The sequence below is a fragment of the Corallococcus sp. AB030 genome, from assembly GCF_003668965.1.
In the GTDB taxonomy this organism is placed as follows: domain Bacteria; phylum Myxococcota; class Myxococcia; order Myxococcales; family Myxococcaceae; genus Corallococcus; species Corallococcus exiguus.
Window position 1 is genome coordinate 32,857 of record NZ_RAWQ01000054.1, and the last position, 15,327, is coordinate 48,183.

General features: G+C 71.3%; 1 protein-coding gene. It reads right to left on the reverse strand.

Annotation, left to right across the window (positions count from 1 at the left end; translation table 11 throughout):
* Positions 1-42: 42 nt before the first annotated feature.
* Complete coding sequence (locus D7Y15_RS15565) at positions 43-15,258, reverse strand: IPT/TIG domain-containing protein (RefSeq protein WP_233604970.1); 15,216 nt, start codon at positions 15,256-15,258, stop codon at positions 43-45.
* Positions 15,259-15,327 lie beyond the last annotated feature (69 nt).

Consider the following 15,327-nt stretch of genomic DNA (forward strand, 5'->3'; position numbering starts at 1 on the left):
ACGGAAGGAGCGCGGAAGCGCTCCGGTCACGAGCAGGACGGGTCATGGCAGGTTGAGGTTCGACGACTGCAGGCGCGAGCTGGAGTCCACGGTGAGCGTGCCCGTGATGATCAGCGCATCCGGCGTGGCCACGGAGGCCTTCCGGGTGATGGTGAGATTGCGGAAGGTCTGTTCGCCAGCGAGGGTCGCGGGCAGCGGGGTGGCGGGTGCCGTGGCCGGGTTGAAGGAAGCGGCGTTGGCATTGTCGACGGTGAGGTCGCCGTACGGCTCTTGATGGTTCTTCACGTACACCGTGCCAGGTCCACCGTATTGAGCTCCCGTCGCGGAGACATGGGTCCAGTCGAAGGTGGTGCTGGCGCCATCATGGTAGACGGCCACCCGCCCGCCTCCACCTGCGTGGGTGCCGCTCGCTTCGATGAAGCCCGCTCCCGTCAGCGCCCCTACGTCCAGCCAGATGCTGCCGCCCGCGCCTGCATTGTAGGAGTTGGTGCTGTTCGCGGAGTTGGCTACGAGTCTGCCATTGAGGATCAGGCTGGCCGCCGTCAACCGGAGTGCGCCGCCGCCATTGACTCCAGGTTGACTGGCTCCGCCCGCGCCGCCGGAACTACCCGCTCCCGCGAGCGTGGGCGCCTGGTAGTCGCCGTAGGTTGGCATGGTCACGGAATTCCTGAGGGCTCCATAGCCCGCGTGACTGGCGTGCACATCGACCAGCGAGGACGGGACGTTGCCCACAGTCCGTCCCGCCTGTTGGGTATTCACCTCACGCCATCCACCCAGATAGCCGGCTCCGGCCAGATCGATGGAGGCGCCGGTCCCCACTTCCACCGTTCCACTGACGTCCAGGTCCAGCGTCAACGGGTTGCCGTCGGCGGCCCGACCCGTTCCCAGCGATGCATTGGAGCCAGTGATCTTCAGGCTTGAGAGCACCCGGGGCTGGGTTCCACTGAGGACCAGCACCGCTCCAGTGCCTTCCACCTGGAGCACGGGCGTCGACACGGCGTCGGCCAGTTCCGCCCAGGCATTGTTGCGCACCACGACGCGCTCGTAGGTCCCACCCAGGACGGGCGTGGGCCGGGTTGAATTACGGCTCACACCGCTGTTCCGCTGATCCAATACCAGCTCGCCATTCAGCTGCTGGCTCCCCTTCAGGAACACGGTGCCAGACTCTACGTACGTGCCTCCCTGCGCCGAAATCCTGCTCAAGTCGAAAGAGGTCGCCGCCGTGTCGTAGTAGACCGCCACGCGTCCACCGCCGCCGTGGGCTCCTCCCGCGGCCTCCACCGCTCCGGTGCCCGTGAGCGCGCGCACCTCCAAACGGATGCTGCCGCCCGCGCCGCCTCGGGCGTCGGCTGACACACGGTTGCCATTGGCCTGAAGGACGCCATCGAGTCTCAAGCTGTCCGCATTCAGCCACAGGACGCCGCCGCCGTTGCCACCCTTCTGCGTGGGGCTATAGGCCGAGCCTCCCGAACCGAAGTCGGAGGGGTCCTGGATATCGCCATAGGTCGGGATGGGAGACCCCGTGGTGGATACGAAGGTCCCGTACCCACCATGGCTGCCGCCGACGAGGTCCGTCCGGCCCGTCGAGAGGTTCCCTGTGGTCCGTGCCGCCAGCTGCGTGTTCACGCCTTGCCAGCCGCCCAGGTACCCCGCTTCGTTCACGTCGATGGACGCGCCACTGCCGACCTCCACCGAGTCAACGTCCAACTTGAGCGGCAGCGGTTGGCCGTCCGCGCTGCTTTGGACAGACACGGAGGCATTGGATCCGGTCACCTTCAAGGTCGCCAGCTTGTGCGTCACGCCGCCTTGCAGCGTCACGCCTGTTCCTGAACCCGACACCTCCAGCACGCTTCCTTCCGGGAAGGTCCCCACCATCTCGACCCAGGCACGGCCGCGGACCTCGAAGCGATCATAGCGGCCCGCTGGTACCTGCGTGGCCTTCACCTTCGTCTGGTCCAGGCTGTTCAACTTGTGATCCACTGACAGCGAACCGTACTGCTGCTGGCTGCCCTTGAGGTACGTCGTGCCCGGGCTTGCTCGGTCGCCTCCCTTGGTGGAGACCTTGCTCCAGTCGAAGGTGCTGCTGGCCGTGTCGTAGGTGACGGCCACCCGCCCACCGCCGCCAGCCGTGCCGCCCACCGCGTCGATGCTGCCGGCACCGGTCATGGCTCCGCTGACATCCACGCGGATGCTGCCGCCCGCGCCACCGTAGGTGCTTCCGTTGATGCCGTTGGCCTTGAGCGCACCGTCCAGCTTCAGGCTGGAGGCCTTCACCCAGAGGGCACCACCGCCATTGCCACCCTTCGAGGAGCTGCTGGATCCACCCGAGCCACCCGAGCCGAAGTCCAACGGGGCTTGGATGTCCCCGTAGAGGGGCACGGCCGTCGAATTGGAACCCACCTCTCCGTAGCCACCGTGGCTGCCACCGGCATTGAGCTGACCGGTCGAGACGTTGCCCTGCGTCCTGCCGGGGCGCTCTTGGTCCAATCCCTGCCAACCGCCCAGATACCCAGCACCGCTGACGTCGATGGACGCGCCGGTGCCCACTTCCATCGTCCCGGTGACGTCCAGCACCAGGACCCGTGGAACCCCGGCAAGGTCGCGGCCCGTCATCAATTGCGTGTTGTTCCCCAGAATCTTCAGCTCTTGCACTGAAAGCTGTGTGGCCCCCGAGAACTCCACCCGGGCGGAGCCAGCCACCACGAACCGGTCATACGCCCCTCCCGGCACTGGCGTGGGCTTCGTGTCGGCATGCGGCGTGACGTTCTTGTTGTCCACCCGCAGCTCGCCGGACGCCTGCTGACTGCCCTTCAGGTACACCGTCCCCGCTCCCGATTGCGTCACTCCCTGCGCGCTGATGCGGCTCCAGTCGAAGCTGCTGCTCGCGGTGTCGTAGTAGACCGCCACCCGGCCACCGCCTCCGTACGACGCACCCTTCGCTTCGATGCTCCCGCTGCCCGTCAGCGCACCCACGTCCACCCGGATGCCGCCGCCCGCGCCTGCACGGTCGCTATTCCCATTGGTCGTCTCGCCATTGGCCTGGAGGGTGCCGTCCAGCCTCAGGCTTCCCGCCGTCAGCCTCAGCAGGCCGCCTCCGTTACCACCAGGCGCGCTTGAGGTGGCTCCTCCTGAACCACCCGAGCCGAAGTCCGCCGGGTCCCGGTAGTCGCCATACGTCGGCACCAGGCTCTGGTACCCGCTGCCTCCATGGCTGCCACCGTACCCCACCACCCCCGTCGACACGTTCCCCGTCGTCCGTCCCGACGGCTGCGCATTCGCTCCCTGCCACGCTCCCAGGTACCCACGGCCGCTCACGTCGATCTTGCTGGTGCTGTCGACGCGGACTTCCTGCGCCACGGTGAGATCGAGGAACTTCGCGCCGGACACACCCTGCAGGCTGTGCGTCAACGTCGCGCCAGAGAGGACATACAGGTTGCGGAACGTATGCGCGCCGTCGATGCGCAGCGTCTTGTTGTTGCCCTGGATGATGATGTCCTGGTTCTCGAAACGCAGGTCATCCTCGGCAATGACATCCGTGAGGTCCGTGGGCTGTTGCGGCTCCACCACGGTCGAGTCCTGGGAGGCAGAAGTCTCCAGGCCACTGCGGTCCTGCGCGACGAGCGAGAGGGTGACCGGCCCCACCGTGGTGGGCACCCAGGTCTGGCTCAACACGGAACCCGAAGGCACGTTCAACACGCGGTTCCCCACGCGAGTGCCATTCACCCGGAACTCCGCCCAGGCGAGCGGGCCCCGGCTGTCCTTGACCGTGCCGGACAGCACCTTGTCGACGCCCTTGCTCACGTAGGTGATGGTCGCCAGCGTCACCTCCGGCGGCGTGTTGGACATGACCGGGAACTCCCGCGTTTCCGAGGTCACCGCGCCCAGGTTGTCGGTCGCGCTCGCCGCCACGTAGAACGGCACTGCCGCGCTGCCAAACGAGACGTCCGTGCACCGACGCACGCAGCCCGCTCCGCACGACGTCTGCGTCACCAGCAGTCCACTGTTCACGGTGACGGTGAAGTCTTGGATCCCGCTGTTGTCCACGGCCTGGACGCAGATCTGCGCCGTATCGAATACCTGCACGGGGTTGGGATTGACCGTGAAGGTGAGCACCGGCGGCTGATTGTCGCTCAGCACCGTCGTACGTGTGACTTCGTCCGGGCGGCCACGTCTGTCTTTCGCCACCGCGCGGAAGACGACCTGCTGCTTCTGCGCACGGATGGGCAGCGTGTAGTTCGCCGTCACGATGTACGTCGTGCTCGAGGCGATCTCCTCGTCATCCGCGAACAACTGGATGCTCTCCAGGTCCCCGTCCGGGTCCGTGGCCGTGGCCTGGACCGTGATGGTGCTGCCCTCGATGGCAGTCGCGGGCGGCAAGTTGAAGGAGAACGACACCGTCGGTTTCACGCCATCCGGCGCCACCGTGTAGGTCTTCTCCACGGGGGTGCTGTGGCCCGCCACGTCATAGGCCGTCGCCTTCAACGTCACCTGCTGGCCCACCGAATCCTCGGGGAGGATCAGGCTGTAGGAGAGGCCCGTACTGACATTGGCCTCGGACGTGGCCGCGATCACCACGCCGTCCTTCTCCAACTCCAGCCAGACCACGCCGTCGTCCGTGGCGTTCACCTGGAACGTGTTCACGTACGGCCCGGCGCGAAGGCTCGTGGGCAGCCCGCTGGGGACGCTCGGCGCCTGCACGTCCGCCAGAACCTTCACGGAGATGGAGTTCTCCGCCCCACGGCCCGCGCCATCCGACAGGGACACGGCGAGTGTCGTGTCCAGCGTCGACTCCACCACCGGCAGCCGGAACATGGCACCGTAGAGCGACGAATCCGTCGCGTAGGGAAGCAGCCTGCCCAGCGACAGCGTTCCCAGGCGCGCCACCAGCGTGGCCGGCGTCACGCCACCCGAGCGACGCGCCTCGACCCATACCGCGGCCCCTGAACGCAGCTGCGTGTTCGCCGAGGGCCAGGTCACCGCCACCGCCGGCGCACCCGTCGTCGGTGCCTTCACCTCGACCATCAACGGGGACGACAGGGCTTCCGTCCCGCCCGCGGCGCGCACGCGCACCTGGAGCGCGTGCCGCTGACCCGCGACGGAACCGCCCGGCACCGTCCAGCGCGCCAGCGGTTTCGATTCATCCAGCGCAGCCACCGGCTGGCCGTCCACCACCAGCTCCGCGCTGTCCAGGCCGACGCCCGTGGCCACGGCGGTCAGGCTCACCTGGCCCCCCGTCTCCACGACCTGCGTTCCCGTCGGCGCGGACACCCGCACCGCCGGCAGCACGCCCGTGGGCGGCATGAAGGCCTGGACGCCGGACGCGCCGGATGCGACCAGCACCCGGCCCGCGGAGACCACCGCGTCGGTCGCCCCGGCCGCCGCCAGGGTCGCCATGAGCGAGAACGGCTGGCCTTCCGGCAGGTGCCACAGTTCGACGCCCGCGGCCCCTTCGCTCACGAGCGCCAACCGGCCCTCCAGCCGGACGCGCTGCACCGTGCCCACCGTCGGCACCGTGCCCACCAGTTGGGGCGCTTCCCCATTCGCCAGCGTGAACACGGAGAACGACGACGCGCCGCCCGCGATCGCCAGCGGACCCGCCAGGGCCACCGTCGAGGCGTTCACCGGCAACGTCGCGACACGGCGCAGCTGGCCGGACGGCGCCACCTCCACCACCGCCACGCCCTGGGCGCCCAACGCCACCAGCGCACGCTGCTCGTCACCCGCCACGTCCAGCACTGCGCTGCCCAGCAACAGCGAGCCAAAGCCATCCGCCGAAGGCCAACGCACCGACTTCACCGTCCCCGCCGACACGGACCAGATGCGACCCGCGGACGCCGCGAAGCGGTCCACGTTCTCGAGCGATGCCAGGGCCCAGCTCCCCATCGCCCCCCAGGGCAACGACCCGTTGGCCGCTTCCTGATAGGCATTGAGGACCTGGCCGTCCAGCACCAGCACGTCCCGGCCCGCGCGCTCCACTTGCCGCACGTCCGTGCCCGAGCGCAGCACGCCCAGGTCGGTCGGAGCCACGCCGCCCGTCACGGACACCGCGTGGACCCCCGCCGTCCGCGCCGCGACCAGCGCTCCACCACGGAACGGCGTCAATCCCAGCGCCGTGTCCGCCAGGACCCCCCCCCCCGCGGACTCTCCCGCCGTGGGCACAGGCAGGAGCATCGCGCGCACGCCCTCGGGGCCCGCCGCGAACAACAGGCCACCGCTGATCGACAGACCGCTCGCGTCCAGCGCCGTGCGCGACACGATTCGCGGCGAGGTCGGCTCGCGCAGGTCCACCACGCGCAGCCAGCCGTCGTCGCCCGCCACATACGCGACGCCTCGCACCACATCCATCGCGCGGACCCCCGACGGCAACTCCAGGGTCGCCGCCTTGACCAGCGCGTTATTCGTCTCGCGCGTCCACACGACCAGCGAGCGATCCGTGCCCACCACCAGCCGGTCCCCATCCGCCCGGGCCACGCGGCCGATGGCGGGTCCGAACGAGACCGAGCTGTTTCCCAGATCCGCCTCGTAGACGATGAGGTCCGAGGCGCCGTACCACGCCAGCGGTCCATCCATCCCCGCTCCGGCGAGCGACAGGTTGGAGTTCTGCAGAATGGCCGTGCGCACCGGCGCTGACGGGTCGCCCACATCCAGCCGCTCCGACGCGGGGTAGATGGATTCGATGCGTCCCGCGTAGAAGCCATCCGCGGCGGCGACGGTGACGTAGTTGCCTGCGATGCGCGCCTTCACGACCGGCGACGCCGGAACGCTCACGTCCACCAGCCACAGGCCAGACCCGCCCAGGGCCAGCGCCACGTGCTTGCCCATTACCGCGAGCGCCTTGGGCGCGACCGGCGTGGCGAGCGACCCGAGGGTCTCCAGCCCCGGCGCCTCGGCCGTCCCGGCCAACTTTCCAATCCACAAGCCCGAGGCATGGGCGGCGTACACGTGCTCGCCCAACCGAGCCACGCTCGTGGCTCCGCTCAACGCCACGGTGGCGGCGTCGGCGGGCTGCGCCGGCGACACCACGGTGCGCTGCACCGTGACCGTCTCCACGTTGCCCGACCGGTCCTCGGCCCGGCCCCGCAGCTCCAGCACCGTTCCCGGCGGCGTCTGCTCGGGGACATGGAAGCTCAGCACCGTTCCACTCCGGGCCTGACGCACACCTCCGGCCCAGAGTTCCAACGACACGCGCTCCAGCGCCAGCGCATCCGCGGCCTTGGCGGTCGCCTTGAGCTCGGTGCCCGCGGCCACGACCGGTCCCGGCGGATCCGTCTCGATGGTGAGGGTCGGCTTGGTCAGGTCATCCAACACCTGGATGTTCAACGTCGCCAGAGCGGACTCGCGGCCCGCTTCCCAGGCCACCGCGCTCAGCACCACCTGCCGGGCCCCCACGACCAGCGGCATCCGCACCGTCGCGTCGACGATGAGGCCCGTTCCCCATGCCACCTCCACCCCATCCAGCCGGAAGCTCACGACCGTGGATGCGGAGCCCAGCGTGGTGGTCGCGCGGACCGTCACGAACTGGCCTTCGATGGCGGAGTCACCGGTGCCATCCCGGCGCTCCAGCGCCACGGACGGCGCGGCACTGGTGGCGTCACGGATGGTCACCGGGAGCACCAGGGCCGGGCCCCGGCGCCCCTGGGCGTCGATGGCCACGAACGACACCTGCATCTGCGTCTCGCCGGTCACGGCCGGCGCGAGCAGGCCGCCGACGAAGGCAGGAGCCGGCAGCAGCACGGGCGTTCCGCTCGCGAGCGTGGCCTCCACATTCACCACCTGTGCCGGATTCACCGGCACGGCGCTCACGGAGAAGGTCGTTCCCTCTTCCGCGAAGCAAGGGGCTTCGGAGCAAGCAGCTTCCGCCGAGGCGAGGACCGGGCCCTCCGTGGGCACTGTCAGCGACACGTCGCGCGTGACGCGAGCCTGGCGTCCGGCCAGGTCCCTCACGAGCAACTCCACCGTCGCGTTGCTTCCCGTGGCGGGCAGGTCCACCCACTGCGGCAAGCTCGAATCCCTCGCGTCCACCACCACGCCGTTCACGGACAGCTCCGCCGTGAACCCGTTGAGCGGCAGCGCGTCATCCGTCGTCTGCGCACCCAGCGTCAGGCGTGAGCCCTGGACCGCGGAGGACACCAGCGTCCAGGTCAGCTGCGGCGTGGCCGGCCCGCGAACCACCGGAAGCCGCGCCATCCCACGCGGCAGTCCACCGACGAGCGCTCCCGGCACCAGCACCGCCGGCCCGGTCATGGCCGGATACACGCCGGCCACGGCCGGTGCGCCGCGGACGTCCACCACGCGGGCACCCGAGGCGGTGCCCACCACCAGCAGCTCTCCGAAGGCACCCGCGCTCACCGCGGGCGCGCCCATCGCCGTCTCACCACGCGCGACGAGCGCGTTCGTGCCATCCATCCCGAAGCACTTCACACCAGCGCCCGCCGAGCACACGCCGCCGTCCGCCAGCGCGGCGACGACCGTGAAGCCGGAGGTGCCCAGCGAGGAGCGGGACAGTTCCTTCGGCGCATGCGGCCGCGTGACGTCCACCGCGACGAGCTGCGTGCCCGTGAGCGCGAAGAGCCGGTCGCCTTCCGCCGACACGCCCTTCACCGAGCCCAGGCGCAGCCGGCCCGCCAGGCTGCCGTTGGCGCGACGCACCTCCACGCCCTCGTCCGTGCCCAGCGCAAGCCAGCCCCCCGCCCCATCCATCGCCAGCGGGGCGCGGGCCAGCGGCGTCGAGTCCTGCGGGTCCAACGTGGACAGCGAGAAGCGCTCCAGCGACCCCGCGCCGTTCCGGCTCAAGGCCACCACCACCGCGTCGCCCACGAAGGCCGCGCCCACCGGCGTGCCGAGGACGTCGCGCGTCGCGAGCTTCACGCCCGTCTGCCGCGAGCGCAGCTCCACCACGCCCGCGCCACTGCCATCCGAGCGCACCACCAGCACCTGGTCGCCGCGCGACACCAGCGCCACCGGCGTCATCGAATCCGCCGCGTCCTCGACCCTCGCCGCCTGGCCACTGGACAGCACGGCCAGCATTCCCGCGTGGTCCACCGACGCCGAGACACCGCCCGCCGTCGTGACCGAGGCCTGCGTCAGCACCTGCGCGCCCTCGGGCCCTTCCGGCAGCTGCGCTTCGCCCTGGACTCCACCCGCGCGCATCCGCACCAGCAGGTTCACGCTCCCGACCTTCGCGGTCAGGACAGGCGCGACCCCGCCATCCGTGGCGCCCGTCAGCACCAGCGTCGAGCCGCCCAACAGCAACGTCCCGTCCGGCTCCTGCGCCAGCGACACGCCCACCGCCGTCTGACCGTCATCCACCACGGTGACCTGCCGACGGATGACAGTGCTCGTGCCATCCGCGTTGTCCGTGACCTGGGCTTCCAGCGCCAGCGGCGCGGAGCCCGCGTCCAGCACGGGCGCGACGAACGTCGCACGCCAGGGCGCCTGCGTGAGGAGCAGATCTTCCGTGCCCGCCCGCAGTCGCACCGACTTCACGCCCGCCGGGGCAGAGGCCTCCACCGAGACCTCGAAGGACCGCCCCTCCTGCAAAGACGCACCCGCCGCGGGCGAGGACCACGCCACGTACGGCCGGGCGGACGACGGCTCCACCGTGATGAGGGCCGTGGCCTCCGCCGCGTTGCCGCGGGCGTCCTTCGCGACCACCTTCACCGAGCGCGACGCGTTGGACGTCACGACCGGCGCCTTCCAGGCCACCGTCCACGGGGCCTTCTGGGCCGCACCCACCAGGGTGCCATCCACGAAGAACTCCACCGACGCCACGCCGTTCGCGTCGGACGCGAGCGCCTCCAGCGTCAGCTCCGAACCGCCCACCACCCGGCCACCCTCGACCGGCGAGCGCAGCGCCACCGTGGGCGCCTGCGCATCGCGCGTCACCGTGACGACGCGCGGCTCCGCGGCCGACACCTGGCCCTCGGAGTCCGTGGCATAGGCGGTCAGCACGCGCTGCACCTGGAGGTCCGTCCCCGGCACCGGGTCCAGCCTCAGCGTGCGCGTCAGCGTCGCGCTCGTGCCGCTCAACCCGTCCAGCCGCGCGAAGGGCACGCCATCCAGGTGCAGCTCGACGGACACGAGCCCGTGGTTGTCGGACGCCGCCACGAGGATGTCCTGCGTTTCGCCCTCGGTGCGCGTCCCGTCCGCCACCGGCTGCTGGAAGGAGACGTCCGGAGGCGAGTCCTCCACCACCGTCACCGTCACCGTCACCGGGTCGCTGACGTTGCCGCTCGCGTCCGTCGCAGTCGCCGTCAGCACGGAGGGGCCCATCGCGGACGACGGCCACGTGTAGCGGTAGAGCCCGTTCGTCGCCGTCACCGGCTGGCCGTCCACCTTGAGGGTGGTCGTCGTGGTGCCGCCACTGTCATCGGTGGCCACCACCTGGAACGTCCAGGCGACCTCCGCCGCGAAGCGCGCTTGATCCACCACCACGGCCCCACCGGCACGGCGCAGCTGCAAGGTGGGCTTCACCGTGTCCACCGTGCGGAACACGTGCGTGAAGGCGGACGCGATGTTGCCCGCCACGTCCGTCACGCCGGTGACGCTCAACGCATACGACGTGGTGGACGTCAGCGCGGCGCCCGGCGTGAAGCGCAGGGTGCGCCCGTCGCCCAGGAGGCTCGCGATGCCTGGCACGGCCACGCCGGAGGGATGGCGCAGTAGCTTCAGGCCCTGCGTGCTGGCGCTCGCCAGCGTCTCGTCGAAGCGGACGTCGAAGACGGCGGCCAGCGGGACGTTCTGGTTGCCCACGGTGGCCATCGGCTCCACGCGCTCCACGACGGGAGCACGTACGTCACCGCGGTAGACCGCCTGCGCCACCACCACCGGCGTCGCGCCGGGCTGGCTGAGCGTCAGCGTCAGGTGCCGCTCGTCACCCGCCGGAACCAGCGCGTCCACGCGGCTGGCGGTCAGGTTCTGGGTGAACGCCTTCACGCCGTCGAAGCGCACCTCCAGGCCGCGGTGGAAGCCCGTGCCCGTGATGCTCACCGTGCCTCCCGCCAGGTCCACCGCGCGGGGCGTCACGCTCGCGAACGACAGCGGCGCCACGTACAGGAAGCGCGAAGCCGCCACGGCCTCCACGCCATCCAAGGCGCGACGCACGCGCACGTCCGCGGGGCCCGCGACAGTGGCCTGCGGCAGGCTCACCTGCAGCTGGTTCTCCTCGAACGGAGCGACGAGCGGCGCGGCGATGCCACCGATGAACACCTGCGTGCTCGCATCGAAGCCCGCGCCCAGCACGCTCACCGTCACGCCACCCGCCGTCGGGCCCGTGTCCGGCGTCACGGAGGAGATGCTCAGCGACACCGCCGGGCCGCCCGCGCGCAGCGGGTAGTCCCACGGTCCCAGCACCGTGCCACCGACGACATCCGGCAGCGCGCCCAGTCCCAGCCGCGCCACGTAGGAGCGCGCCGGGTCCAGCGCCGCCACCGGCGTGAAGACGAGCGAGTGACCCGAGGCCAGCAACGAACCCTCCACCTCGAGCGCGCCGTCCCACAGCGCCAGCGAGGACGCCTGGGTCACCGTGCTGGGAACCTCCGAGGCCAGGGCCACGGAGACCGCCGCCCCCTGCGCCACCCTCTCACCGGGCAGCGGCGACATGCCATCCACCGCCGGGTACGGCACCCGGAACACGTGCAGGCTGTTGCTGGAGCTGGCGGCCACGGCCACGCCGTTGATCACCGCCACGTCCGACACGAGGCCCAGGCCGTCCGCGAACGTGCGCTCCCGCAGCCCCTGCGTGGTGTCCAGCCACGACACGCGGCCGCCCTGTGCGGCCATGAGCCACGGGCCCGACAGCGACAGGGTGCTGGAGGTGCCGCCGCTGGGGTCCAGCGCGGACGCCACGAAGCCCGGCGCCTCCACCTCCGTCAAATCGAAGAGGTACAGCTGCCCACCCACGGAGGCCGCCAGGCGCGCCCCCTCGTGCGTCAGGGCGCCGTCACCGCCGGACGTCGTGCCCGGCAGGGACACCTCGCGCAGACGCGTGAGGCTGGCGCTCTCCGTGCTGCGCACCTCCAGACGGGCACCGGCCGCGCCATCCCGCACCAGCACCACCAGCGCGCCCCGCACCAGGTCCAGGTCCAGCACCGTGCCCGAGTCGAGCAACGTCCGCGCGACCACCGCGTACACGCCGTTCACGGGAGCCAGCAGCGCCAGCTCGTTGCCGCCCGCCACCGCCACGTACGCCCCGGCGTCGCCCGCCGCGACCGCGCGGAGCGTGACACCCGACGTCGGCGCGAGTTGAACGCGGTCCTTCTCCAGCGGACCACACGTCGCCAGCGGCTGGGGCGCGCACGCACCAGACGACACGTCGTAGCGGACGACCTCGCCCTTGCCCGCGAGGAACAACGAGTCACCGTGGAGCGCGAGGTCCACGGGCTGCGTCACGCCCGTCACCGTCCCCACCTCCGTGGGGCTCCCCGGAACGGAGAAGTCCAGGGCCGTGAGGAACCCATCCCGGGCCACGAACAGCCGGTGGTCCTTGCGCGCCACCACCTGGCCCACGCCGTCCAGCTGGGCGCGCTTCGCCAGCGTGAAGGTGAAGCCTCCCGCGAGCGTGGCCTGCTGGGGCGGCGTGCCCGGCGTGAGGACCGTGAGGTCCACGCGCCCCGTCACGTCATCCGGGACCTCCACGAGCAGCGCCCCGGAATCGGAGAACGTCACCGACCGCGCGGGCACCGAACCGAACGACACCTGTGAGCCCGGGAAGAGTCCCTGGCCCGTGAGCGTCACCACCTGCCGGCTGCTGTACGGCGCGCGCGCCGGCTGGACCGCCGCCAGCGACGGAAGCGACAGGTACCGGTAGGCGCCCAGCCGCACGTGCGACAGACCACCCGGGTTGATGACCTCCACCGCGGCGGCGCCCGCCTTGCCCGGCGGCACCGTCACGTGGACGCGCTTGCCGTCCTGCGACACCTGCGAGACCGCCGCCACCGCGCCGCCCACCTTCACGGTGCAGTCCTGCAGGAAGCCCGTGCCCAGCACGTCCACTTCGTTGCCGCCCGCCTCCAGCCCGTAGGCCGGCGACACGGAGGCCACCTCCGGCCGCTCCTGCGACGCGTTGAGGCTGGTGCGGAAGCGGACCCGGGCCTCGGTGCCCAGCATGGCGCCCCGGAGGTCCTTCAACCCCGCGCCCACGCGGAGCTCGTACCGCGTGTCCAGCGCGAGCGGCGCCGCCGGCGTCAGCACCACCTGGCCGCCCTGCGTGTCGGTCACCACCGAGCGCGACACCGACACCGGCTCGCCGTCATTCGCGCGCATCAGCGTCACCTGTCCGGCGCTCGCCACGTCCGGCAGGGAGGTCAACAGGACGTGGACCTCCGCGCCCGGCGCGACGATGTCCCCTTCCGCCGGCTCCGTGCCGCGGATCTCCAGCGTGTCCAGCTCCACGGAGGCCAGCGCGCCCGCGAGCTGCAGCCCCGCCTGGGCCGGGTCCGTCAGCGGCAGCTCCACCGCCGTGCCCGCGTCGTCCAGCACCAGCGTGCCCACCAGGAGGTAGCGCCCCATGAACGCCAGCGTGCGCGCGTCGCCCACCACCGCCGCCTGGCCCAGCCGGACCGGCGCAGTGCCCTCGCGCACGGAGAAACGCTGCACCTTGCCACCACCCGCGGCCACGTACGCCACGCCCGCCGCGACGCGCGTCTGCTCGGCGGACACCCAGGTGCCGCCCAGCGGATCCTCCACCACCAGGGTCCCCGCGGGCGAGGGCTGGGCGCCCGACAGCTCGTAGATGGCCACCTGCTTCGCTGACCCGAGTGCCAGGAAGGCCCGCGTCCCTTCGGCGCTGATGTGCACCGCCGGGGCCACGAGCTCCGCCACGCCTTGCTCCACCAGGTCGCCGGTCCGCGCGTCCAGCACGTAGAACTTCGGCGCGACCTTCGCCGCGCTGGAGACCAGCAGACGGCTCCCGTGCAACGCCAGGGCGCCCACCCCACCCGGGATGGCGCGCGCGCCAACGCGCAGGGGCTGCGCGGCGGCATTGGCGTTGGACACGTCGAACACCTTGACGCCTTCGGAGTCACCGACGAACAGCAGCGACCCGCCCAGCGCGATGTCCACCGCGCCGCCAGGGACCGTGAGGGCCGAGTACAGCGCGGGCTGACCCGGCGTGGCCACGTTCACGCGCTGCACGCCACTCGAACCCGCCGCGACGTAGACGGTGTTGCCCTGCTTGAGCACGCGGCGGCTGCCCCCCTCCCCGGGGAAGGTGAGCTGCGCGATGGGGGTGACGTGCGTGGGCTCGCTGAGGCTTGCCAGCAGCAGTCCGCCGTTCGGCGTCTTCCGGTTGGCGGCCAACAGGGTGCCGTTCGCGCCGTACACATCGACGGTGGCGCCGAGCGCGGCATAGGCCACGCCGTTGTCCACCAGCACGTCGCGCACCGGCGGCGTCGACAGCCGGGACACCGCGCCCGAGCCATACAGGAACGAGGCCGGCAGCAGCGACGTGTCGCCCTCCAGCGTCACCCCCACGTCGACCACACCCGCGACATGGGTCGGCGCGACGGCCTCCGCGGCCTGCGTGCCGAGCACCCGCACGTCGAAGGAGTTCGTGCCCCCGAAGGACACCTTCATGCCCGGCGCGAAGCCTCGGCCGGACAACTGCACCTTCACCCCACCCTGCTGCGGCGCGCGGTCCGGCGACAGCGCGAGCAGCTTCAGCGCGTCGCGGAACACGAAGCCACCCAGCTTCAGGGCGGACAGGCCGCTCGGGTCCACCACCTCCACCGCCGCCGCGCCCGCCACCGGCAGGCCGGAGCTGTCCAACGGCGTCGGGGGAATGGTGAGCGAGAGCGTGTTCTCATCCACCACCGTCACCGTGACGGGACGGCCGCCCACGCGGACGACGTCGCCCGCGCGGAAGCCCGCGCCCGTGAGTTCCACCACCGTCGTCCGGTCCGCCCGGCCCGACGCCGGCTTCAGCGAGTCGATGCGCGGCTGGAGCGCCTGCGCGCCCACCACCGTGAACGTCCCGTGGAAGGGCACGGCCTGGGGCTTGAGGCTCATCGACACGAGCCCACTCACGCCCACCGAGACCACGTCCCCATCCTGGAACGGAGCGTCGGGCGTGAAGACGACGGAGGAGCCGCGCACGGCGTACTCCACCTTCCGCGTCCCCGGCACCACGAGGGTCGTCCCCGCGCGCAGCGCCTTCACCTCGAACGACGTCGCGGTGAGGGACTCCTCCTTCACCGGCAAGGTGAAGTCCACCTGCACGGAGGTCGTCGCTTCCGTGAGCGCCCCGGACGCGGGCACCATGCCCACGGGCAACAGCTCCACGGGCGGCACCGTCTGCACGGTGTTCGCGCCGTCGGTGGACACGAACAG

Excerpts from the sequence above, each read along its gene's own strand:
- D7Y15_RS15565 (WP_233604970.1), bottom strand. The coding sequence starts at position 15,258 with ATGGTGCCCGCGTCCGGGGCGCTCACGGAAGCGACGACCTCCGTGCAG.